The organism is Idiomarina sp. UBA3162 (assembly GCF_002364475.1).
Lineage (GTDB): Bacteria > Pseudomonadota > Gammaproteobacteria > Enterobacterales > Alteromonadaceae > Idiomarina.
Genome location: NZ_DEYI01000011.1, coordinates 1 through 23,677 on the forward strand (window position 1 = coordinate 1; position 23,677 = coordinate 23,677).

General features: G+C 47.2%; 22 protein-coding genes and 1 pseudogene. 17 read left to right on the forward strand and 6 right to left on the reverse strand.

Going from position 1 to position 23,677, the window contains the following annotated elements; all coding sequences use genetic code 11:
• The 6 genes and pseudogenes from glnA to B2X00_RS01475 all read left to right on the forward strand — a co-directional run.
• Positions 1-341: pseudogene (gene glnA, locus B2X00_RS01450) on the forward strand (glutamine synthetase); the annotation flags it as partial.
• Positions 342-433: 92 nt separating this feature from the next.
• Positions 434-1,498: a nitrogen regulation protein NR(II) gene (gene glnL / locus B2X00_RS01455; protein WP_290485815.1), complete on the forward strand. Its 1,065-nt coding sequence runs from the start codon at positions 434-436 to the stop codon at positions 1,496-1,498.
• A complete protein-coding gene (gene ntrC / locus B2X00_RS01460; RefSeq protein ID WP_290485816.1) occupies positions 1,495-2,889 on the forward strand; it encodes a nitrogen regulation protein NR(I) in 1,395 nt (464 codons plus the stop codon). Before glnL ends, ntrC begins: the two co-directional genes overlap by 4 nt.
• Positions 2,890-2,967: 78 nt before the next feature.
• The gene (locus B2X00_RS01465) at positions 2,968-3,645 is read left to right on the forward strand and encodes a response regulator transcription factor (protein WP_071462123.1); all 678 of its coding nucleotides are present in this window, start codon (positions 2,968-2,970) and stop codon (positions 3,643-3,645) included.
• Complete coding sequence (locus tag B2X00_RS01470; protein ID WP_290485817.1) at positions 3,645-5,000, forward strand: sensor histidine kinase; 1,356 nt, start codon at positions 3,645-3,647, stop codon at positions 4,998-5,000. Before B2X00_RS01465 ends, B2X00_RS01470 begins: the two co-directional genes overlap by 1 nt.
• Positions 5,001-5,031: 31 nt before the next feature.
• Entirely contained in the window at positions 5,032-6,018 is a 987-nt protein-coding gene (locus tag B2X00_RS01475; protein WP_290485818.1) for an alpha/beta fold hydrolase, read from the forward strand.
• On the opposite strand, the gene B2X00_RS01480 is transcribed toward B2X00_RS01475, so the two are convergent.
• Positions 5,996-6,922 carry a cation diffusion facilitator family transporter gene (locus B2X00_RS01480; protein WP_290485819.1) on the reverse strand — a complete coding sequence of 309 codons (927 nt, stop codon included), beginning with the start codon at positions 6,920-6,922 and terminating at the stop codon, positions 5,996-5,998. The two genes, B2X00_RS01475 and B2X00_RS01480, sit on opposite strands and share 23 nt — an antisense overlap.
• A 66-nt stretch (positions 6,923-6,988) precedes the next feature.
• Here B2X00_RS01480 and trmL point away from each other — a divergent pair, with 66 nt between their 5' ends.
• Complete coding sequence (gene trmL, locus B2X00_RS01485) at positions 6,989-7,453, forward strand: tRNA (uridine(34)/cytosine(34)/5-carboxymethylaminomethyluridine(34)-2'-O)-methyltransferase TrmL (RefSeq protein ID WP_071462119.1); 465 nt, start codon at positions 6,989-6,991, stop codon at positions 7,451-7,453.
• Here trmL and B2X00_RS01490 read toward each other — a convergent pair.
• Positions 7,437-8,819 (reverse strand): ABC transporter substrate-binding protein, encoded by a 1,383-nt coding sequence (locus B2X00_RS01490; RefSeq protein WP_290485820.1) that lies wholly within the window; start codon positions 8,817-8,819, stop codon positions 7,437-7,439. The two genes, trmL and B2X00_RS01490, sit on opposite strands and share 17 nt — an antisense overlap.
• 229 nt (positions 8,820-9,048) lie before the next feature.
• Here B2X00_RS01490 and B2X00_RS01495 point away from each other — a divergent pair, with 229 nt between their 5' ends.
• The gene (locus B2X00_RS01495; RefSeq protein WP_290485821.1) at positions 9,049-10,746 is read left to right on the forward strand and encodes a cyanophycinase; all 1,698 of its coding nucleotides are present in this window, start codon (positions 9,049-9,051) and stop codon (positions 10,744-10,746) included.
• An 82-nt stretch (positions 10,747-10,828) separates the two neighbouring features.
• Here B2X00_RS01495 and pyrE read toward each other — a convergent pair whose 3' ends face one another.
• Positions 10,829-11,473 (reverse strand): orotate phosphoribosyltransferase, encoded by a 645-nt coding sequence (gene pyrE, locus B2X00_RS01500; protein ID WP_272977443.1) that lies wholly within the window; start codon positions 11,471-11,473, stop codon positions 10,829-10,831.
• A 9-nt stretch (positions 11,474-11,482) separates the two neighbouring features.
• The gene (gene rph, locus B2X00_RS01505; protein ID WP_290485822.1) at positions 11,483-12,196 is read right to left on the reverse strand and encodes a ribonuclease PH; all 714 of its coding nucleotides are present in this window, start codon (positions 12,194-12,196) and stop codon (positions 11,483-11,485) included.
• Positions 12,197-12,350: 154 nt separating this feature from the next.
• Between rph and smrA the strand changes: the two genes are divergently transcribed.
• Positions 12,351-12,938: a DNA endonuclease SmrA gene (gene smrA / locus B2X00_RS01510; RefSeq protein WP_006954555.1), complete on the forward strand. Its 588-nt coding sequence runs from the start codon at positions 12,351-12,353 to the stop codon at positions 12,936-12,938.
• A gap of 18 nt (positions 12,939-12,956) precedes the next feature.
• Here the strand turns inward: smrA and B2X00_RS01515 are convergent, their stop codons facing one another.
• Complete coding sequence (locus tag B2X00_RS01515) at positions 12,957-14,036, reverse strand: sigma-70 family RNA polymerase sigma factor (RefSeq protein ID WP_290485823.1); 1,080 nt, start codon at positions 14,034-14,036, stop codon at positions 12,957-12,959.
• Positions 14,029-14,928, reverse strand: a complete 900-nt coding sequence (locus B2X00_RS01520; protein WP_290485824.1) for an alpha/beta fold hydrolase — start codon at positions 14,926-14,928, stop codon at positions 14,029-14,031. The genes B2X00_RS01515 and B2X00_RS01520 overlap by 8 nt, the downstream gene beginning before the upstream one ends.
• A gap of 197 nt (positions 14,929-15,125) precedes the next feature.
• On the opposite strand from B2X00_RS01520, the gene B2X00_RS01525 reads away from it, so the two are divergent.
• The 8 genes from B2X00_RS01525 (at position 15,126) to B2X00_RS01560 (ending at position 23,616) form a co-directional block, all read left to right on the forward strand.
• Positions 15,126-15,989, forward strand: a complete 864-nt coding sequence (locus B2X00_RS01525; RefSeq protein ID WP_290485825.1) for a YicC/YloC family endoribonuclease — start codon at positions 15,126-15,128, stop codon at positions 15,987-15,989.
• A 282-nt stretch (positions 15,990-16,271) separates the two neighbouring features.
• The gene (locus B2X00_RS01530; RefSeq protein ID WP_290485826.1) at positions 16,272-17,339 is read left to right on the forward strand and encodes a hypothetical protein; all 1,068 of its coding nucleotides are present in this window, start codon (positions 16,272-16,274) and stop codon (positions 17,337-17,339) included.
• A 5-nt stretch (positions 17,340-17,344) separates the two neighbouring features.
• Entirely contained in the window at positions 17,345-18,559 is a 1,215-nt protein-coding gene (locus tag B2X00_RS01535; protein WP_290485827.1) for a DUF429 domain-containing protein, read from the forward strand.
• A 169-nt stretch (positions 18,560-18,728) separates the two neighbouring features.
• Positions 18,729-18,980, forward strand: a complete 252-nt coding sequence (locus tag B2X00_RS01540) for a hypothetical protein (protein ID WP_290485828.1) — start codon at positions 18,729-18,731, stop codon at positions 18,978-18,980.
• Between the two features lie 359 nt (positions 18,981-19,339).
• Positions 19,340-20,401, forward strand: a complete 1,062-nt coding sequence (locus tag B2X00_RS01545; RefSeq protein WP_290485829.1) for a DNA cytosine methyltransferase — start codon at positions 19,340-19,342, stop codon at positions 20,399-20,401.
• Positions 20,391-21,779 carry a protein NO VEIN domain-containing protein gene (locus B2X00_RS01550; protein ID WP_290485830.1) on the forward strand — a complete coding sequence of 463 codons (1,389 nt, stop codon included), beginning with the start codon at positions 20,391-20,393 and terminating at the stop codon, positions 21,777-21,779. Before B2X00_RS01545 ends, B2X00_RS01550 begins: the two co-directional genes overlap by 11 nt.
• Positions 21,776-22,858, forward strand: coding sequence for a DNA cytosine methyltransferase (locus tag B2X00_RS01555; protein ID WP_290485831.1), 1,083 nt, complete (start codon positions 21,776-21,778; stop codon positions 22,856-22,858). Before B2X00_RS01550 ends, B2X00_RS01555 begins: the two co-directional genes overlap by 4 nt.
• A gap of 461 nt (positions 22,859-23,319) precedes the next feature.
• Positions 23,320-23,616 carry a hypothetical protein gene (locus tag B2X00_RS01560; protein ID WP_290485832.1) on the forward strand — a complete coding sequence of 99 codons (297 nt, stop codon included), beginning with the start codon at positions 23,320-23,322 and terminating at the stop codon, positions 23,614-23,616.
• Positions 23,617-23,677 lie beyond the last annotated feature (61 nt).

The window sequence follows — 23,677 nt, forward strand, 5'->3', positions numbered from 1 at the left end:
TCGAAGTACGCTTCCCTGATCCAAGCGCTAACCCATACCTGTGCTTTACCGCATTATTAATGGCAGGCTTGGACGGCATCCGTAACAAGATCCACCCAGGCGATGCGATGGATAAAGACTTGTACAACCTGCCACCGGAAGAAGCGAAAGATATCCCAACCGTATGTCATTCACTTGAAATGGCATTGGACGCATTGGATAAAGACCGTGACTTCCTCAAGCAAGGTGGTGTGGTGGATGACGACATGATCGACGCATACATCGACCTTAAGTACAACGAAGTAGAAACATTGAAGAAAACAACTCATCCTGTTGAATTCGATATGTACTACAGCGTTTAAACCAAGACGGTTGCACGAAGGGAGGCCCAGCCTCCCTTTTTAAGCCGTGTATATGCACCAAATTAGTGCAGACTATTGTGGAGTGTATTTGAGTGAACCCTGCGTCTATATTGAATCAGCTATTGACCGGTGTGGTCATTGTCGACGCTCAATGGAACGTGCGTTACGTCAACGCTGCAGCTGAATCGATTTTTGACCATAGCGCTAAGCGTCTTATTGGTGAGCCCTTTGCTGAGGCCTACTACGAGAGCGACTTACCATTAAATACACTGCAGAATTGTTTGTCCGAAGATCAAACCGTGGTGAACTCCGAAGCCAGTTTCTTTCTTCACTCTGGGCAAAAGGTGACGACTGAAGTCAGTATTCAGTCACTGCATGAAAATGGAATTAAGCACTGGCTTATCGAACTCAAACAGGTTGACTTACAACGCCAGATTTCGCGTGAAACACAGCAACAACAGCAGTTATTTGCGACACAGTCATTGTTACGTGGAATGGCGCACGAGATTAAAAATCCATTAGGTGGTCTGCGCGGCGCTGCACAATTGCTGGCACTCGAACTGCCAGATGAAGAGCTGAAAGAGTACACCGATCTCATCGTCACGCAAGCCGATAGGTTACGTACTTTGATTGATCGCATGATGGGCCCGGTGCAAGCCGAGCAAAAACGAGAAACCAACCTGCATGAGCTACTCGAGCGCGTCGCCAAAACCGTGCGTTACGAATACGGCGAACGTCTTAGCATAAAACGTGATTATGATCCTTCGTTGCCAGAGCTGTGGGCAATGACTGAGTCCTGCGAACAAGTTTTTTTAAATATCGCCCAAAATGCGGCCCAAGCATTGAATGGTGAAGGACAAATTACCTTTAAAACGCGCATTGAACATCAACTCACGTTACTGGGCCGTCGTTATCGTCAATGTGCAGTGATCAGCATTACCGATAATGGCCCGGGTATTGATGATGCTATTAAGGCGAGCTTGTTTTTCCCGATGGTGAGCGGTCGAGCCGAAGGCACCGGCCTGGGATTATCCATGGCGCATAGTTTAGTCCATCAACACCAAGGCAAAATCGAGGTCTACTCTGAGCCGGGAAACACGGTGTTCAGGATATACCTCCCGTATCAACAACAAATCACTGAGGAGGCGAATCTATGAGCCAAGCACAACATCTATGGATTCTAGACGATGATCCCTCTATTCGGTGGGTACTTCATAAAGCATTTGAACGCTCGGGTTATCAAGTACACGTATTTGAACGGGCCGATGAATTAACGCGAGCGCTAGATTCGGAAGTGCCCGATACCATCATCAGTGATATTCGTATGCCGGGGACCGATGGCTTGGCTTTGTTAAAGCAAATAAAGCAGCGCGATCCTGATTTACCCATTGTGATTATGACCGCTCATTCGGATCTCGATACCGCGGTGAGCGCTTTCAAAGGCGGTGCCTTTGAGTATTTGGCTAAACCCTTTGATATCGAGGAAGCTCGCAATGTTGTCGCTAAAGCGATGGCGCATCGCAATAAGCCCGAAGTGAGTGTCAGTGCGCAGCAAGCAAATAATGACATTATTGGCGAGTCGGCCCCCATGCAAGATGTGTTTCGTGCCATTGGCCGTTTGTCGGCTTCGAGTGTGAGCGTATTGATTACGGGTGAGACGGGCACAGGTAAAGAGCGCGTTGCGCGTGCCTTGCACAAACACAGTCCACGATCAGATAAGCCGTTTATTGCATTGAACATGGCCGCTATTCCAGCCGACTTGGTTGAATCCGAGCTGTTCGGTCACGAGCGAGGCGCATTTACCGGGGCTGATAAAAAGCGCGATGGACGGTTTTTACAAGCCGATGGTGGGACGCTATTTTTAGATGAAATTGGCGATATGCCACTTTCGGTGCAAACACGGTTATTGCGCGTGTTAGCCGAAGGCCAATTTTATCCAGTCGGAGCACATCAACCTGTGCAGGTTAATGTGCGGGTCATCGCCGCCACCCACCGAGATTTAAAAGAGGCGGTTGCACACAACGAATTCCGCGAGGACTTATACCATCGGCTTAATGTCATCCAACTGCGGTTACCCGCATTGCGTGAACGCAAGCAGGATATACCTTTGCTGGCAAGGTACTTTTTAAAGCAGTCGGCCGTTGAGCTCGAAGTCAGTGAGAAGCAATTATCAGACGCAGCGTTGGCACAGCTTGAGGCATACGGTTGGCCGGGTAATGTGCGACAGTTAGAAAATGTGTGTCGGTGGCTCACCGTGATGGCGCCGGCGCAACAGGTGGGTCCTGATGAATTGCCCCATGAATTGCTGGAACAGGATAAATCGCTTCAAAACGGTCAATCGACCGGAAACTGGCGTGAGTTGTTGGCGCACGAGTTGCGTACACAAGCCCATAACCATGATAATATGACACCTATTATACAGGATGTTGAGCGCATCGCCTTGCGCATTGCACTGGAGAAGTGCGACGGACACAAGCAAAAAGCCGCACACTGGCTTGGCTGGGGGCGCAATACGCTAACGCGCAAGCTCAAGTTATTGAGCAAGTAAATCTTTGTAAAGAGAGTCGCGTTACGCTGTGCTATTTTAGAAGATGGTCTTTACACTTTAAACGGGACTCAATTGACCATGACACATTCTGTTCTACTCATTGATGACGACCATGAAATGTCAGCGATGCTAACCGAGCTCTTCAAACGAGAGGCGGTCGAGCTGACTGTAGTTGATGATGGCGTTAAAGGACTGGATGCCGCTTTAAACGGGGACTTCGAGCTGATCTTGTTAGACGTCATGCTGCCTGGTATTGATGGTATGCAGTTATTACAACGTCTACGTCAGCAACACCGTGATACCGCAGTGCTGATGTTAACAGCGCGCGGAGACGATGATGACCGTGTAATGGGGCTCGAGCTCGGCGCAGACGACTATCTGCCTAAGCCATTTAATCCGCGCGAATTAGTCGCACGAGTACGCGCTTTGTTGCGGCGTACAGCAAACACGATGATGCAAAATGAAGTGTTAACCGTCAGCGGCTTTACACTTGATCCGAGCAAAGCCGAAGTTACTTGCGATAAAGAGCCGTTGGTCATGACACCGACAGAGTTTGATATTCTGCGTTGTTTGATGCAGCAAGCGGGTCAAATGGTAAGTAAGGACCAACTTTCGGTGGCTGCGCTAGGCCGTAAAATGGGACCTTTTGACCGTAGTCTCGACGTACATATCAGCAACATTCGCAAAAAATTACCGGCTAATCCTGAGCGTATTCAAACCGTTCGTGGTCGGGGATATCGTCTCGTCAACGAATAATGAAACCGCACCGTAAACGCCCGATTCGTTGGTACCAATCGCTTACACTGCGGTTGCTCCTGTTGTTTTGGGCGTTATTGTTTTTAACCGCCAGTAGCGGTTACTTGCTTGCGGTGTGGAATAAAGTCACACCCGAAGTTAAACCTATCGCGGAGCCTATTCGGCGTACCTTAGCGCCGTTACTCGAAAATGAGTTGACCTATCTTTCCTTACAGCCTGGACGGTTATTGACGGGTGACTATCGCGTCGCAGCCCGAGTACTCGCGCAAGGTCAGCAAAAGTTGATGATGGATGAGTTCCTATCGCAACGTTATCGGCAAACCATGTTGCGCTTCTTAAACTACGATGAGCCGATGCAAATGCCGCTCGAGGATCGTTTATTGATTGGTCCTTTCGAGTTTAAAGGCAATAAGCTTCTAATCACCCGTCCACTGAAAGCGTCGGAGTGGACTGATCGTGAAGAGGCCGAGCAAGAATTGATGCGGGCGCGCAGTTGGACGTTGGTTGGCGGCAGTTTGGCGATAGCGATTTTGCTGGGTATCTGGTTGATTCGACCGATAAAACGCATGATTAGAGCTACTCGGGAAGTTGCTCAGGGTAGCGCTGAACCTGATTTAGGCCAGTTGCCTCGACGTAAAGATGAAGTCGGCGAGCTGGCGCGTGCCCTAGCGCAGACAGCGCGCGATCTGGCAATTTCTCGTGATGCGCAACGGCGCTTGTTAAGTGATGTGTCACACGAACTACGTTCGCCGATGGCACGTATGCAAGTCGCGCTCGATCTCAGCGAAGATGAGCATCAAGAGGATGCGCATTGGCAACAGCTACGTCGCGATAGTGAACGCTTAAATCAAATTATTGAACGTATTTTGTCGCTTTCGAAACTTGAGAACGGTTTAATTAGCTTAAATACGCATACCGTTGATTTACGAAAGTTGGTGCAACGCCTAGTAGACGACACTTTGTACAGTCATCCTGAGTATACCGATCGTTTAGTTGTTCGCGAGGGCGATTGGCGCGAGCTGGAGAGCGATGATGAACTCGTCCGGTTAGTGTTAGAAAATATTATGCGGAATGCCCTGCACTATACCGACAAAGCGGTCGAGTTCGGCTGCGAAAAGCATGGCAAGTGGTTGCAGCTTTATGTGCGTGACCATGGCCCTGGGGTTGATGAAGAAACGATTGAGAAGCTGTTTGAGCCATTTTATCGCGGTGATCCTTCGCGTAAGCATCAGGCAGGTGTCGGTTTAGGTTTAGCGTTAAGTCAGCGCTCAGCGTTGGTGCTAGGCGGTCAGCTGCGCGCACGCAATCATCCGCAAGGAGGACTAGAAGTTATCTTGGATTTACCGTTAGACTAGGGCTTAACCACAGCGACGGGAATCAAAGCGGATGATCCGACCGGCGGATAATGAGCCCGAGTGGCTCGAATTTTATCACCAACATATCGCCCCTTTCTGGGATGAATCAGTTGAACACATTTACTTAGACGCGGCAGACGGTTTGCGTCTTTTTTATGCCTACCATAAAGTCAGCGAATCAGCGCCACTAATGGTCATTTCAACGGGTCGGATTGAGGCGGCGATAAAATACCAAGAAGTGATTTGGGAACTGGCGCAGCAAGGTATTTCTTGTGCTGTCATCGATCATCGTGGGCAAGGTTTGTCGGGACGTATGACGGAAAATAGCCATCAAGGTCACGTCGCAAATTTCCGTGACTTTATTGATGACTTTAGCGTATTCATGAATGATATTGATACGCGATTTCCTCAGGCACCGCGCTATGCATTGGGCCACTCGATGGGCGGCGCGATTTTATCGTGGGCGTGTTGTGAGCAGGATTTTCAATTCAAGCATTTATTTCTCACCGCCCCCATGATGGGTATTCGTACGGCAGGGATACCGGCTACGATCGCGCGTGCAATTGCTGGCGCGGGGCGCTGGTTAAATGAGACGATTTCACCTGAAAAGCCCTGGTACTTTTTAGGTATGAAGGATTACATTGCGATTCCTTTTGCTGAGAATGTGCTAACCCACAGTGAGCAACGTTACCAAGTGTTTCGCGAGGCGTATGAAAGCGAGCCAAGAGTTAAACTCGGCGGGCCGACGTTTGCTTGGTTACATGAGGCATTGACGACTTGTAAACAGTTGCAAGTTATGGGGAGTCAACTCAAAGTAACAGCGACATTGTTCAATGCGGGCGCCGATGCGGTGGTGAGTAAAAAAGCGCAACAGCGTTTTGCTAACAGCGCAGGCGGCAACGTTGAGTTTCGTTCTATTAAAGGCGCGAAACATGAATTGATGATGGAGAGTGACCATTATCGGCAGCCCATCATGGATTCGATCTATGCCAGGCTCAAGTCGAGCGACGCTCAGTAATTGAACCCTCAACATAGGCAATAATTTCAGGATCCATGTGAACAATAATGTCGGCACTCGGGAACGCCTTCATCAGTGCACTTTCGACCTCATCAGAAATTGCATGGGCTTTGAGAAGAGATAAATGATTATCGAGTTCAATGTGGAGTTGAATAAAGCGTGTTGAACCCGCCTCACGAGTACGCAGGCCGTGGATCCCTAAAACACCGTCAATGGCTAGCGCTGTATCCACCACTTTCTTTTGCAAGTCCTCGGGTAGTTCGCGATCCATCAACGAGTTAAATGCCTCAGTGCCGATGCGAATCGCGCCCCAGATGAGATACAACGCAATTAGAATGGCGAATACGCCATCCGCCCAGTGCATGCCAAACTGGCTCAGTACCAGCGCAACCAAAACTGCGGCATTGAGTAAGATATCAGACTGATAATGAAGATGATCGGCTTTAACCGCTTGCGAGTCGGTGGCGCGAATAGCCATCCGCTGAATCACAAGTAATACCATGGTGATCACAATGGCCGCGATACTGACCCAAATACCACTTTGCACATCGGGTAAGTTGGTATCTTGCATCCACTGCTGCACACTGTGGAAAATCAGTAGCATTCCAGAACCAGCGACAAAAGCGCTTTGCGCTAACGCAGCAAGGGATTCCGCTTTACCATGGCCGAACCGGTGCTCATCATCGGCTGGCTGAAGTGAGTAACGAATGGCGAAAAAGCTAAAAATCGAGGCGCCACTATCGAGCAACGAGTCGGTTAACGAGGCAAGCATACTGGCAGACTCGGTATCAAACCAAGCGTAGAGCTTCATAGCTATCAGCAGTGCGGCCGCCGTGACCGATGAGGCACTGGCAAGCTTTACCCAAAAGGCGTATTGATGCTTGTAACTCGTTGGAGAATTCAATTCGATGCACACCTCGTCTTAAGATAGTGGTATTCTAGCGTTTTTTAAGTAGCTGATAAAATCACTATGTTGCATTTGGTCTTATTTGAACCGGAAATACCACCGAACACAGGTAATGTTATTCGCTTAGCGGCGAATACAGGCATGCAATTACATCTTATTGAGCCACTAGGTTTCGACTTAGATGAGAAGAAAGTACGCCGTGCTGGCTTGGACTACCACGCCCTCACTCAAGTGAAAATCCATAAAAATTGGTCGGACTTTCTAGAAAACGTGGATTATAACCGCATTTTTGCATGCACCACGAAAGGCTCAACACGATATACCGACGTAGCGTACGAGGAAAATGACGTATTGCTGTTTGGCCCAGAAACGCGCGGCTTGCCGATGGAAGTCTTGCAGACCTTTCCGCAGGAAAATTGGTTGCGGTTACCAATGGTGCCGGATAGCCGAAGCCTAAACTTATCAAATTCGGTTGCGATTTTTACTTATGAAGCGTGGCGTCAGTTGGATTTTAAGGGCGCGGTGTAGCGTTTTTAATTTCATTATCTAATAAGCTTCGCAACAGCTGACCTTGCGCGTTGTCTTTGAACGCTAAGTAGAGCGGTACCTCATCACTCAAGGCATATCGCTCGTACGGCGCCTCTGTCCAGTCGGGTAAGTTAGCGGCGTAATCAACAACGCCCTCAACGCGGCCCATGTCCAATAGCGCGAAGCAATCTAGCGATGTATTCGCGTTATAGATACTGGCGTTGGCAGGTAATAAGGTTTGCTGATAATGACCTCCGGCAACGCACAAGCTGACTTGTTGCTGTTGCTTGAAGATCTTGTCTATAGCCGTTTGTGTTTTAGTGAATAAATACACGGGCTCGCTACGAGCGAGTGCATGTTCAGTTTTTATGAAGCGCTGATCGAGTTGCTCTTCACGAATACCCACTAAAACCTGAGCTTTGCCCGAGTCGACTAATTGCTTAGCGCGCGGCCAGTTTGATGCATCCGTTTCTACTTGTTGTGGCCATTCAACCGTTAACTGTTTGAACCGCTGCCATATCGCTCCCTCACCATCTACTTCGGTTTGCCCCGGCACTAATGAGCTGGCACCGATGAGTGGATCGGGAATACGGATGGGTAAAATCGGACGGCTGATCTTTGACTGATAAGTTTCTCTTAATGCGGTAATGCGTCCCGTCGTTTGCATAAGTTCAAGAGCTTGCACTAAATCGGGGATAAGATCTGCATACTTTTTATGTAGATAGTGGTAACCCTGATAGCGTTGAATTTCATAGACGATTAAGTCATCACGATCATGTAAAGCCGAACCCCGGTACTGAAAGTCAGCCATTAACGTGGCTTCTACGCGGCCGGCGTCCATTAATTTAATCACTTGCTCGAGCTTTACCGGCTTAACAATGGGAATATCTAATTGATAGGACTCAACCACTTGGTCGGCCGATCGTAGACCACTGAGATAAGCGAGATTACTCAGTGTGTCGGGCGTGCAGGTACCACATTGTTTAGGATCGCCCACAAGCAGCAAGGAAAACTCATAGATGGGGAACTCTACCCGAACGAGGTTGGTGAGTTGTTCCGATAAGCCGGGAATGCGACCTAACTCGCCTGCGATGATACCCTCTGATGCCAACTGTTCACCGCGCAAACGCGGTAATGGCTCATAGCGCAACTCGACATTAAGCTCGGCATAGGCTTCTTCTAATATCGATTGAACGAGCTCTGGCAATGGACCGTCTTGCGGTGCTCGAAAGATTAACGTTTGGGGTGTTTGCTCATCATCTAACTTTAAGTCAGTCGACAAGTTGCTTGATGATTGCTGCGCATAAGGCTGCCCACTTACAAAACAAAGCGTAGAAAAAACGATAGCGCGAAATAAGTTAATCACCAGAACATGTAACCTTGGTCAATTTGACCTCAGAAGTATATCAATTGCAGGGTATTATGCACAGCATTTACAAAAATCCAACACCCGCAGGGTGATTGAATTTATTCTTCTTATTGAGGTCAGAGCAGAGAGGGTCGATGTTGATAAAACTGAGAGCGATTTTTATCCATTGACCCGTTATACTAGGATTCATTAACCCGCAACTTTGCAGTAATCATAAGGGTGTCTCATGAACAAAGGATGGCTCGCATCGAGTCTTAGCATCGTGCTTGCAGGACTGATGACCAGTGCGGTATCCGCACAAGAACAACCAACCATTAAAGATGATGGTTACCGCCACTTAATGCTTGCCGGCGGCGGTTTAACGCTTTGCACAAGCATGGCGTCCGATACCTGTAACGAAACCGATTGGATTGATAGCAAAACAATGCGCACTAATCGGTATATCGACCTATCGGAGAAGTCAATCAAGACGGCTGTTTCAGATGAATACTGGACCGGCTTTCGCGAAGAGGCTCGAAAGAAGGTCGACGAGGCGTTGAAGCTCATTTATGACCGTATGAACGAGGAAATCATCACAGAACGCGTGTTCATGCGTGAATTTACTCGTCGTGCCACATTAAAAACGTACAACTCATTATCTGAAGCTGAGTGGAACAAGTTGGTCGACTTACTTGAAATGCCCGTTCCTGCTGAGCTTGATGAAAAGATTAATTTAAATGAATCGCAGAACAAGCCTGTGGTCGACATCTATCGCCAGTTCGTTGACATGGCGAAGACCACACGCTTTGATGACAGCAAGAAGCCCGTGGTCTTCTTCACTACCTCTTCATCGCGCGATCCTTACAACGAGGTCGATTACTACATGGACTTGTTCAGTCAGCTAGGTGCCGAGCCTCATTGGTTCCCGGTTGATGCGGCTTTAATTAAAGCGCAACAAGAGGGCCGTTGTGACGAATTGGCTGACGTGCAAGAGGAAGTGCTCGGTGCATATGCGCGAGACCGCGTGTATCGCGATCGTTATCAGCAACAGGTTGAGTTTTGTAAAGCGCCCAAAGAAGCCTTAAAGATGGTGCGCCAAGCCAATGCGATCTTTATCAATGATGGTGATGCCAACCTTACCCGCTCAACCTTCATTAATGAAGATAACCAGCCGTCTGATTTGCTACGCGACATCGTGAGCTTCGTGCAATCCAAGCGTTTAGTGGTAGGTGGTAACGGCGCGGGTGCTGTTGCGCTGACATCTAAACCGATGATTTCTAACGGTACCACCGAATCAGCGATAAAAGATGGCGCCTTTGCTTCTGAGCCACCGCCGTTCGGTTGTGATTTGGATGCAACCTGTCCAACCAATACCAACCCAGACACGCTGACGTTCCACCCATTGGGCGGTTTAGGGCTGTTTCACTTTGGTATTTTGGATAGCGACTTCTCTGATAAAGGTCGTTATGGTCGTTTGATCCGTCTCGCGGGCGATAGTGGTACACCGCTTTCGCTAGGGATTGATGAGAATACCGCCATGAAAGTGAACCTTGAAAAAGGCCTATTTGATATTGTCGGCGAGCGAGGCGTGTTCTTTGTAGAAAACGCACAATCGGTGCCTACGGCGGTCGCGAGTACTTTCCATTATTTAGTCGCTGGCGCGTCCGGTATGATGAATCCGTATGGCTTACAAACCGCGGAATTCTCGGACCAGTCAGGTATTGTAAAAGAGAATCCAACCACCAATTTCCTAACCGACCGCGGTTTAGTTGATTCGATTCGCGTGTTGTGTGGTGAAGAACGCAACGAAGTCACGCTTCTGAATAAAGACTATCGCTTGATCGCGCGTATCAACGACGCAAGCCGTACCGCTGAAGCCGGTGGTGAATGCCAAGTGATTAACGGTAAAATTGGTATTGCTTATCAGCCCGAAGAAAAACTGTAAGCAGCACCTAGTTACTAAAAAGCTCGCCCCGTTTATACGGAGGCGAGCTTTTTTATGCGCTGCTTTTTAGTGGCGCAGTGCGTTATGCTACACCGTATTGAGCGCGATACGCTTCAACCGCAGGCAAGTGCGCTTTAAACTGCTCGTCGTCCTTAAGATATTCAATCACATCGTTCAGTGAGACAATCGCAATCACTTGCGCATTAAAGTCACGTTCAACTTCCTGAATCGCGGATAGCTCGCCTTTGCCTTTTTCTTGACGATCTAAGGCAATCAACACACCCGCCAGCTGAGCACCGTTTTGCTCAACAATATCCATGGATTCACGAATCGCCGTGCCCGCGGTGATCACATCATCGACCAACATCACGCGCCCCTCAAGAGCTGAACCGACTAAGTTGCCTCCTTCGCCGTGGTCCTTTTTCTCTTTGCGATTAAAGCAGTAAGGCGTATCGGTCTGAAAGTGATCAAACAGCGCAACCGCAGTCGCGCTGGCGATAGGAATGCCCTTGTAGGCAGGACCGAACAACACATCAAAGTCAATGCCTGAGTCTTTTAACGCCGCTGCGTAAAAGCGCCCTAACTTAGCTAAGTCAGAACCCTTGTTAAACAAGCCGGCATTAAAAAAGTAAGGACTGGTGCGACCGGATTTCAGCGTAAACTCACCAAATTTTAGTACACCGCGCTCAATCGCAAACTCGATAAACTCTTTTTGATAGGTTTTCATGCTGATCCCTTATGCCAATGCTGCTTTTTGGATATCGATCAATTCTTTAATGCTTACGCGGGCAATGTCGACCAGGCTTTGCATCTCATCATAACTAAACGCCTCACCCTCAGCGGTGCCCTGGATCTCGATGAATTTGCCCGCTTCCGTCATCACGACGTTCATGTCAGTCTCGGCTTGAGAATCTTCAATGTACTCTAAGTCGCTCACTGCATCGCCATCAACAATACCGACAGAAATCGCCGCAACCATCTCTTTTAACGGATTGACCTTAACCATTTTATTAGCGCGCATGTAGTTCAACGCATCAACCAACGCCACGCAAGCACCGGTAATTGAGGCGGTACGTGTACCACCGTCAGCCTGCAATACGTCGCAGTCGAGGGTGATGGTGTTCTCGCCGAGCGCCTTAAGGTCGATGCAAGCACGCAAAGAACGCGCGATTAACCGCTGGATCTCCATCGTGCGGCCACCTTGCTTGCCACGCGCCGCTTCGCGCTGCGAGCGAGTGTGGGTAGAGCGTGGGAGCATGCTGTATTCAGCGGTCACCCAACCTTGTCCCTGACCTTTTAAAAAGCGTGGCACACCGGTTTCAACCGTGGCATTACACAACACCTTAGTATCGCCGAATTCAATCAGAACTGAACCCTCGGCATGTTTGGTGAAGTTACGCGTGATGGTGACCGGGCGAATTTGTTGGGCAGTACGACCACTTGGACGCATGGCATCTCCTTTATTTGATAGTAAACGCGGATAAGTAAAACGAATTAGCCGTTAGTGTAGCAAATTTGACCGTTGAATGGATCGCGAATCGTTCTGTAACGTATTAAACTAACGCAAGCTGAAAATACGCGGTAATCACTGAACGGGAGGCCGTATGTCGCGTTCAAAAGACGAAGAATTTGAATTGTTCCGCCAAGAAATGAACGACGTAACACCCTTGGTGGGTGAGGAAGTTGCAGACATTCGCACTGCTTTTGAGCCGACATTGGCACAAAAGGAGCGGCGCCGTGCGGCTGAAGCCGAAGAGCAAGAAAACGTCAACTTTTTATCGACCGAATATGTTGAGTTGGTGGAGCCTGAGGAGTGCATCGAATTTCGGCGTGATGGTGTGCAAGAAGGCGTGTACAAACGGCTTAAACAAGGCCGTTACACCATGGAAGCGAGTCTCAATTTGCACCAGCATACGCTGCGCGAGGCGCGCACCGCAGTATTTAACTTTATTCAGGATTGCCATAACGCCGGTATACGTACGGCACTGATTATTCACGGACAAGGTAAACATAGCAAGCCGCATCCCGCGCTAATAAAAAGCTATGTGAATAAGTGGCTGCGTGAAATGCCGCCAGTACTCGCGTTTCATAGCGCACAGCGCCACCATGGTGGACGCGGCGCGGTGTATATCATGATGAAGAAGAACGCGGAACAAAAGCAAAAGAATCGCGAAAAACACGCAAAAAAATAACCGTAAAACGAGTGGTCGTTAGAGACGACCACTCAGTACTAATCCCGCAAAAAAGCCAGTTAGGCCGCCACCAAGCCCAAGCGCTAACCCCAAATAGCAGCTGAGTGACCGACCACCGGAGCACACCAAACGCTGCACTCGGCGTTGATAGGTTAGAATACCCAGCAATAGCACTAGATAACTGAGCGTCGGCAGTAACCAACCGGGATCAACCTCGTAACTTAGAATAAACAAGCTACCGACAACGATCATGAATACTGCAGCCTGATTACGCATTCGCACCAACTGTTGGCGGATAGCATCGGTGGCTGCCATCTTCTGCGCGCGGTGAGAGCCGATAAACAAGCCCGCCAAACCACCGAGAATAGTGACCGCCATGGCACCTAATAACGCTAACCACTTCACGCTTGTGGCAACACCAGAGGTCAGCGAAAAGCCCGCTGCAGCGGCAGGTGCACTACCCACCATCGCGCCTGTTGTCAGTAACGTCGAAATACTGATGGATGGTGCCGAAAGCAACGCCGCTTTACCCACACGGCTTAGTAATTGTTGAGCTAATTGCTTGCGAGCGCGAGACAAACGCTGGCGCACCGCCTCGGGTGTGATACCCAGCAAGTCCGCAACATGCTCAGCCGACTGCTGTTCGCGATAATACAGCAGTACGACATCGCGGCTTTGCGCTGGCAACTTATCCAACGCATGATAAATAATCGCCTGCTGCTGTTGCTCACTGAGCGACGCCTCGGGTGATTCATCGCTCAGCACCGCACCCAGCTCCTCATCGAGATTATCCTTATAGTCGGTACGACGCACATGCTCTTTGCTTAACCACTGATAAGCACAATGCCGCGTGATTTGTCGTAGCCAGGGCAAAAAGCTACGCGTCTTGCGCAGCGTATTCATTTTTTGCCAGACGATGAGATAAGCCTCTTGCGCCACCTCTTCTGAGGCTCGGATATCTTTAACAATGGTCAAGGCAATACTCGCCACCAAGTTTTGTGTATGTGTGACCACCTCGGCGAACGCCTGCGAACTCCCTTGGCGCGCTTGCTCAATCGAAGCGTTAAGCGCCGCATACTGTGCAGTTTGATTAGTCATGGCAGCGCTCCTCGATGAAGTGATTAACGGCCGACAAAAAGGCCTCGGGTTGATCCCACATAATAAAATGGCGTGACTCAGCAAACTCTAGCAAGTTGATGGCATTATCACCAGCGATCTGCTGTTGATAGGCATTAAGCGCTGTCTGCTTTTGCTCGGCCGTTGAGAAGCCGCCAGTCGCCGCCATTTGTAATGTCGGCACGTTGAGGTCGGCGACCTCAGCGCGTAAATCCGTGGTCATCAGTTCATACATCGCACGGCCCACCGTGGTAGGATCCGACGTTTTTGCCATCGCGACCACGCGCGCTTGATTCTCCTCAGATGAGGTTTGCCGTGATGCCCCCATTTGCACCTGCATCGCCATTTGTTTGGGGGTGAGCTGTTGATATACCGTCAGCATTTGCTGTGCTTGCGGTTTAACCGCTTGAGCAGTCAACGCCGAGTTACCACTGACCAGCGCCGAGAAAAACGGCACACCGTCAACCGCGATAAGACATTGCAACGCCTGAGGTTGCTGGCTTGCCAGTTGATAGCCTAAGAACGCGCCCAAACTATGCCCAATAACCACCGCATCGCCAGCACTGTTTTCCTGCAAATAACGTTCTAGCGCAGCACCTGCGTTTTCAGTAAATGCCTCACGTAATTGAGGGTTGCTTGGATGTGCCCCAAAGCCAGCAAATGCCAGCGTGTGCACCTCATAATGCTGCGCCAACGCCGCTTCCGTTTGCTGCCAAACACGCTCATCGGACATTAAACCCGGGATAAGCACTACCGGCTGACCCTGACCCGAAACCTGCGCATGTAGCACGGTGTTTTGTGAATGCGAGGGTAGGCTGAAAAGGCCCAACAACACGCCTAATAACAAGATAAAAAATTGGTTTTTCAAAGACATAATACGTTCCTATTGAGTCACTTTTAATAAAGGTTGCTCAATAAGGTCAGACTCGCACAGAAAAGTGTGACATCTTTTTTGTACTATTACTTCATATTGCCTCTTTGCACAGGTAATATTTGGCTTATACGCTTAACGCACACATTGTTTTCGGCAGGTTGAAGGAAAGACCTCCCGACAAAAAAGTAGGATACGCCATGATTCAAAGTATGACCGGTTACGCTCGTTACGAGCACAAAGCAGAATGGGGCAGCGCCGTGTGGGAAATCCGCTCGGTTAACCAACGCTATTTAGAAACCTACTTTCGACTGCCCGAGAGCGTGCGCGCCCTCGAGAGCAACCTACGAGAACTTTTGCGCAAGCAACTCCAGCGCGGCAAAGTCGAATGTCGCTTGCACCTGCACATGGATGAGAGCAAGCAAAGCGAGTTAGTGATTAACGAAGCACTCGCCGAGAGCGTGATCAACCAAGCCAAATGGGTCAACCGCCAAGTTCACAACGCACAAATTAACGCACTCGACGTGTTGAAATGGCCTGGCGTCGTCAGCAGTGACGACCAAGATATCGACGAGCTCCAAAAAGAACTGTTCGACGCCGTAAAACCCGCGCTCAACGAATTTATCGAAAACCGAGCCAGTGAAGGCGAAGCCATTAACACCATGCTTCAGCAACGCTTAGACGGCATCATCGAACACGTCGCCTTTGTACGCGAACGCCTGCCAGAAGTCGTTAAATGGCAACGTGAGCGCTTACTAACCCGCTTTGAAGAAGCCAAAGTCGAACTCGAACCACAACGCCTCGAAGCCGAAATGGTCATGCTGGCGCAAAAAGTCGACGTCGCCGAAGAACTCGACCGCCTCGACGCCCATGTCGCCGAAGCCCGCAAGATCCTGAAAAAGGGCGGCGCCTGCGGCCGACGCCTTGACTTTATGATGCAAGAGTTCAACCGCGAAGCGAACACCCTCGCCTCGAAATCCATCAACGCCGAAATCACCGCCGCCGCAGTCGAGCTAAAAGTGTTGATCGAGCAGATGCGTGAGCAAATTCAGAACATCGAGTAGGTCGCGCCTTTGGCGCGACTGTTTTGAGGTAACAAGCCAACTGTTCTCATTAATTAAGGCTCCAGAGGGGCCTTTTTCATCTCTGTGCTTATAGTTTTCAAGCCTGATTTATGATCGAAGACTTAGTAAGAGCTACTTGTTAGTCGCTTTTTAATGAGTACATTAGGTGAAAATTGAGATGTTTAATCTATAAAGAATCGTCAGTGTTAATCATTTAATGTATTTTTTGATTAGAACATCTAAGTATCATTACTTAACAAAATCGGATCGAGGTACCACAGAATGCCAATTTTTCGCCTCCAAAATGATCAATTAATTGCGCTAGATACAACCCGGTTTGATCAGCACGCCATATATGAGCGAAATCATCTACAGCAAGTACTGAAAAAGCATATAGATGTGTTGCATCCCGACATCTTGATAGTTGCAGAGGAGTTTGGTGATTGGGATGAAAGCCGCCGACGCATAGATTTATTGGCAATAGACAAAGAAGCTCGTTTAGTGGTCATTGAGTTGAAACGTACTGAAGATGGTGGGCATATGGAGCTTCAGGCGATTCGGTATGCAGCCATGGTTTCAACCCTTACGTTCGAGCGTTTGGTAGGCATATTTAGTGATTACATTGAAGCGAACGGTTTGGAGATCGAAGCGAGAGAAAAGTTGCTTGATTTCTTGCAATGGAGTGAGCCAGACGAGGATAGTTTTGCTCAAGATGTCAGGGTCATACTCGCATCTGCTGACTTTTCAAAAGAACTCACAACATCTGTACTGTGGCTGAATGATAATGGCTTGGATATTACCTGCATTCGCATGAAGCCTTATGTTTACGGCAATGAGCTGCTGATTGACATCCAAAGTGTTATTCCTGTGCCTGAAGCCAGTGATTATCAAATTAAAATAAAAGAGAAGCGCCAACGCGAACGAACGGCGCGCACAACCACTAATGACAGAACTCGTTTTGATTTGAGCGTTGATGGAATGGTATTTCCGGAATTGAGTAAGCGTTGGTTGGTCTATCGCGTTGTAAAGGCTTGTATCGATCAAGGTGTGAAGCCTAGCCAGATAAATGAGGTGATCAGTAATTTGCCCAATCACGCAAGGAACGCGTTCCAAGTTTTTAGTGGTGTATTGAATGACGACGACGTGAAGGCTAAGTTCAATGAATTGGACACAGGTGGGCAAATACATCGTAGTCGTCGATTTTTCTCGCAGCCGGGTGAATTTTTTCATGAAAACGAGAAAACATATGTACTTACGAACCAATGGGGCACAGGCGCACTCGAAACCGTTGATACGTTAATCAGTGCCTTTTGTGATGCGCGTATTAGTTACAGCAAAAGTTTGAGCTAGTAGCTATGATTTTAGCTGGCATCGATCTCGCTTGGACGGCTAAGCATCCGACAGGTATCGCATACGGTGAATTGAAGGGTGACGTCTTAACGGTCACGGATATGAGTCATGGAGTACTGTTTCCTGACTCAATTTGTGAAGAAATCGAACGCAGACGTGTCGAGGGGGTGGCGATCGATGCGCCGACGATAATCAATAATCAAACAGGAATGCGAGAATGTGAAAAAGCTATCGGTCGAGCTTTTGGTCAGAAGAAAGCATCCTGCATGCCCAGTAATCTGGAAAAGTACCCAAACCACCCTGCTGTAGAGCTCTCTCAGAAGTTAGAAACCCAAAGATTTCAGCACCTTACTACAGATAAAAAATTTCAGGTGGAATGTTATCCTCATCCGGCAATCATCAACTTGTTTGGGTTACCTGAAAGGCTGAAGTACAAGAAGAAAAAAGGGATGAAGGTTGCTGATCAAGTCCACGGGCAACGTCGACTCGGGTGGCTGCTTCGAAGTCTGGAGAACTCACCTGTGCTCTGTTTGAAAATAGCTAATTATGTACAGGTAGAGCATTTTAAATTCGACCGGGAGCACAATCTCGTTGGCTCGGAAGTAAAGGCTCACGAAGATAAGCTCGATGCGATTGTTTGCTTGTACGTCGCAGCGTTGCATAAGATCGGCCACACGACTACTTTCGGTTCACCAGGTGATGGTTACATTGTCGTGCCCAAGCAGCAGGAGTACATATCCACTAGAAATTTAGCAGAAAGCGATGAATGGGAAATGGCACCATGGGCGGTCGAAACGGCGCATAAATATTATTTAGCTGCGATACAAACTTATCCTATTTGCGGGAATGTGAGTATGACGAATGCAGCGTTAGCCGCCGAGATTATCCTTAAAAGCTACCTACTCAGGCCTTCAAAGAACCTAGGCGCCCTGAATCAACGATACAGTCGACCCAAAGTGTCGGGTGATTCGCACAATCTTTCCAATCTCTTGGATATGCTACCCGCAGAAATACAAGGTAAATTGGTGTCATCTTTCGAGCGTGAAATGCTCTACAAATACCGTAATTACTTTAAAGATGGTCGATACGTTTATGAGACAAACGCACCGTCTGGTTATAGTCAGACACTTCATTTAATTGCACAGAATATGATTCGTAGAACAGTAAAAATATATCTTGAGCTCGGGAGTGAAGATCCTTGGATCGTCAATTTTAACTAGTTCTTGCATGGATTGATGTTAGGTTGGCTCATTGTTGTCTGAGCACTCTGCACCATGCTAATTGCATTTGGAATCGTGAATTGCCCCTCATGGTGCGGCTTGCACGACCGCCTGTCTTGGATTGGGAGCACAATGGAACGAGGCGCATGGAGATGAAGCCTTTCTGATTGTGGCCAACTTTATGGACTTGGTGGCTATTCTGGACGCCCAACTACACATTGACGGTAAAATTGTAGGTCTTGAGCCAGCGGACCTGCTTACTGGTCAAGAAACTAACTCAGGCGTTCGAACTTCGACAAAAGGGTTTCGTACAACACTTGAAAACATTGAAGCAATCACCAACGCCAAGCGCGTATGGTTACGCATCGAAACGCCAACAGGAACGCGAGAAGACCGCATTATTGATGCTATCCGGCGATAGTAAGGCCTATCATGCTATGAAGCGTTTTATAAGCGCTGTGAAAAGTGTTGATTGAGGAGCCCCACCTCTACCACAAACACTGGTTCTGATAAGAAAGCACTCTTCCGTTGGGGAGGGGGCATTTTTAGTAACTAGATACCCTCCCCATCTTTTTGGGTAGTAAAAACTAAGGTTCGAAGAGGTTGGGTTAGGTGGGAGAGCAGTACTATCAAGCTAGTTTTCATATTTCTGTAGGATAAGCATACTCTCATTTTAGGCTAAATTGACATACATGCTTAAGCCAAACTCAAGGGAGGTACGGCTTGTAATTTAGTGTCGATACATGTATTTTTGTACAGTGCTTTTAGGGATTGAATTTAATGTATAAAAAATTAAAAGTTTTAGACCTGTTTTGCGGAGCTGGCGGACTATCGCTTGGGTTTTCGATGGCTGGCTTTGATGTGGTGGCGGGAATTGATAACGATAAAGAAGCCCTTGAAACTTATGGTAAAAATTTCCCAAAAGCTAAGGCGATTTATGAAGATCTGTCTTGTTTGTCTGATTCGACGATAGCATCTATTGATAAAGTTGACGTAATGCTTGGAGGCCCGCCCTGTCAAGGTTTCTCTATTGCAGGAAAAAGGGACGAAAAGGATCCGAGGAATCAGTTAACACAGTCATATTTAAAACTGGTTGCTTTAGTTAACCCAAAAGCTGTCGTAATCGAGAACGTACCGAACATATTGAGTATGGGAAATGGCGCATTCGCGAGCAGAATTGTAGATGGGCTCTCGCGTCTAGGGTATTTAGTCTCTGTAGAAAAATTGAATGCGGCTGATTTTGGCGTGCCTCAGAATAGACGGCGAGTTTTTTTTATTGCGTTTAAAAATCATGATATTAAACTTTTGGACTTTGAGCTATCCAAAGTCAGCCGACCAGTTACGACAAAGGAAGCCATTGACGATTTACCTCTACTAGATGATGAACTGGGCTCTCCAATTATGACTTACTCGGTAGAGGCTACATCTGAGTTTCAGAAGAAAATGAGGAGTGGTAGCCAAGTACTTACAAATCATGAAGCTGTAGCTCATAAACAGAGAACGAAAGAGATTATTGCCTTAGTTCCTGATGGAGGTAACTATAAAGACTTGCCAATTGAGTTACAGGGAACACGCAAGGTAAATATTGCTTGGACAAGAATGAATAGCGAAAGGCCATGTTTTACAATTGATGCAGGACACAATCATCATTTCCATTATAAAGCCAACAGAGTGCCTACAGTTCGAGAATGCGCAAGAATTCAAAGTTTTCCTGATACGTTTAGTTTTGAAGGAAAAAGAACTAGCCAATATCGCCAGGTGGGAAATGCGGTTCCTCCTATGCTAGCAAAAGTAATTGCATGTAAAATTAAGGGAATTATAGAGGTTAAAAATGGCGTATGATCATACTAAACAATATCGTGCCGTTATTGTAAGGGGTAAGGGAATATCTGATTTAGATAATTTTTTACCTACTTACGCAAATATACTTAACGAAATTTGCCCTATACCTCAGGCTGAATTTAAAGAAGCTTTCAACGAGAGAATTTTTAGACTGTTAGATACCGGTGTTGAAAAAACATTAGATAACCACCGTACAGAGATAGCAGGAAAGCTTTTTGGAATGTATTACACGGATGAAAGCGATAATGTTTGTATATCTCATAGAGCTTCTAAGTTACTTGAAGATTCGGATCAGCCCGCATTTTTCAAGGATTTATGTGCAAAATATCAATTCCCAAGTGGAATGAATAAAATCGAACAGACAGTAAAGCCTCAACTTGCTCTAGGAGTCTCATGCAGGCAATTTGCATATGTCATTGCTGTGCTGCAGTGCCTTGAAGAAAAAGATATTTTTATCACGAAAAAGCAAGTTGGCTACTACATATTGAACTCACTTGATGTTTTTACCAGAACAGCATCCCCCAGAGAAGTTTCTGAACAGATTATTGACGATATTAATCAAAGCATTGAGAGAGAAATTTACGTGCCTGATAAAGCAACTTCTTATACTTATCAGCATGTTAACGAGCAGCTAAATCTACTCGTTTTGGCAAATGCTATCCGATTCGTCGGTAATTCGGTACGCTTAAACAAGCGAGAGAAGCCTTATCTAGATGCTCTGGCGGCGGCCTGGAGTAAAGAGCCTTTGTTTGACTTTAAGCAGTACGATCTCGATTCGATTGAAGGACGAAAAGCCGCCGAATTCGCGTGGAATAAATATTTTTCCTCGATGTCAGATATCGATGACTCATTACTCTTCACCGATGTTCAAGCCTTAGAGGACGATGAGCATGAACAGGGCGTTTTTTATGCTAAGTTTACTAAGGGGCGGCAGGGTGAGAATATGGTTGCCTTAGGTGATGAAGGAGAACACTATGTTTACGAATATGAAAGAAGTAAGGTAAACGACATCAACCCTAGGCTGGCTAATCGAGTAAAAAAACTTGGCCGAATAAAAGGAATAGGATACGACATTCAGTCAGTTTTAGGCGAGCGAGAGCGTCAAGACTGGGCAAAATATATCGAGGTAAAGGCTACTAAAAGAGTTACGGCACCTGCCGGAAATTTCAATGACTCAATAAACCTCACGAGAAATGAGTGGATAGCGGCACAGCAATTTTCAGATTGTTATTTTATTTATCGTGTTTATTTCACCGAGCATGGAGTGAAGTTATTCATAATCCCAAACCCTTACCAGCAAAATGAGAACGACACCTTAACTTGTATCGCGACAAATTACAGACTGGATTTTACCGAAAATAGTGGGAGCTTTATATGACCATGAATTATAGTCCAACCATAGTTTCATTATTTTGCGGATGTGGTGGTGCTGACTTAGGGGCGCTGGGGGGATTTGAATATCTTGGAAGTGCATACCCAGCAACCGGTGCAAAGGTAATTCATGCGTCAGATATAGATGCTAAAGCAATTCATACATATAACAAAAATTTTGAACATAAAGCTATTGTCGAGGATGTCCGCAATTTGTCATTAAGAGGACTATCTGCGGATGTTGTTATTGGCGGATTTCCTTGTCAGCCATTCTCTACGGTTAATCCTACTAAGCAGCCAGAAAAGAAAGAGTCGCAGTTATTTTGGGAGATGGCGCGAATAATCGATGAGGTTAAACCAAAGGCGTTTATAGCCGAAAATGTCAAAGGGTTTTATCGGCTAAGGCAAGGGTATTACTTTAACTTAGCCTGCGAAAAGTTTCGGTCGCAAGGATACAAGATTTCGCACAAATTAATTAATTCCTCAGATTTTGGAGTTCCACAGAAGCGCGAACGAATATTCATAATAGGTGTAAGAGAAGACTTAAATCATACATTTGAATTTCCTGATGAAACTCATGGGTCAGGAGATGGACTCATACCAAAGTCAATTCTGAGCGATGTAATTGATTCGTTATGGCCACAGGATCCGAAGTATTTTTTTTCGAAACGAGCTGTCGATGGTGTAAAGCGAGCCAAGCCGAATATGAAAAGGGCTCTAGCACAGGACTTGAATTCTCAATGCTTAACGATAACAAGTCATTTAGCTAAAGTTAGCCTCAACTCACGAGATCCCGTTCTTCTAGTTGACCAAGAGAAGGAATTGTATCGACGTTTTTCTCCAAGAGAAGCGGCAAGAATTCAGTCTTTCCCAGATGAGTTTCAGCTCACAGGAAGTCAGGGTGACGCATACAGACAAATTGGAAATGCTATACCGCCCATAGTTATGTGGCATTTGGCCACGGCGTTATTTAACCAGCTTAACAATCCTAGCGATAGGACCTTAAATTACCCCAAAGAGTTTCAGTTTGAACAACAAACGTTATTCGAAAAGTCAGTTAAAGACGATAGATTGGTTAGTCTTTAGAATATAGAGTTTGTATGCATTAAGGATCCAAAAATGGATCCTTAATGCAAAGAACGCCATCCGTAAAATCAGCAAACATTTGTTTTATAAGTAAATAATATCTACATCATCCATTCAGATCCAAAACATCGGGTAGGTAGCGCCTTTGGCGCGACTTAGCTACTTCCAACCACGACAAACCAGTCGACGCCGGCGATACGGCTGGATTGTAGGCAAGGCTCTCCTTTCATCCAATAGTGTCCGATGAATAATGGTTTTTGGTTGTCGTAACCAGACATTGATGAATCCAACTAAGTCCGTATAGTTAAACGTAACTCAAATGTGCTTATCGATCAGCAACTCATGACTAACTACAACAAAAAAATCATTATCACGGCCGCGAAATCTTCTTTTAGCAAACTATGTGAGTTGAACGACATTGCGGCACGCTTTTTCATAAACCATCTCAAGGCCTTTAAACCATGCCCCCAAAACACAAACAAACCGAACGTGACATTATTCGTGCGCTGACCGAGGTCTGCGAGGATGCCAAAGTTGAGCATGAGGGTTTCGTATGGCTCACACACGAGGTGAACTATCAGCGCTTTCCACAGAGCTTAGTGGTGACCTTGGTGTTTGATGAGTATGTCAGTGAGCCGGCGATGTTGTCGGCTTTGGCCGCGTTAGTGCCCGAGGTGCAGCGTGCGTTGAAGCCGATCGTGGGTGGTGAGTTGCCTGCACGTCAGATAGAGGCGCGCTACGAACACACAATGCATTAAAAGCGACTATACTCATCCCGGTTGGTGCCGCCTCCAGCGCAGTTGCGTTGACACCCTTCAC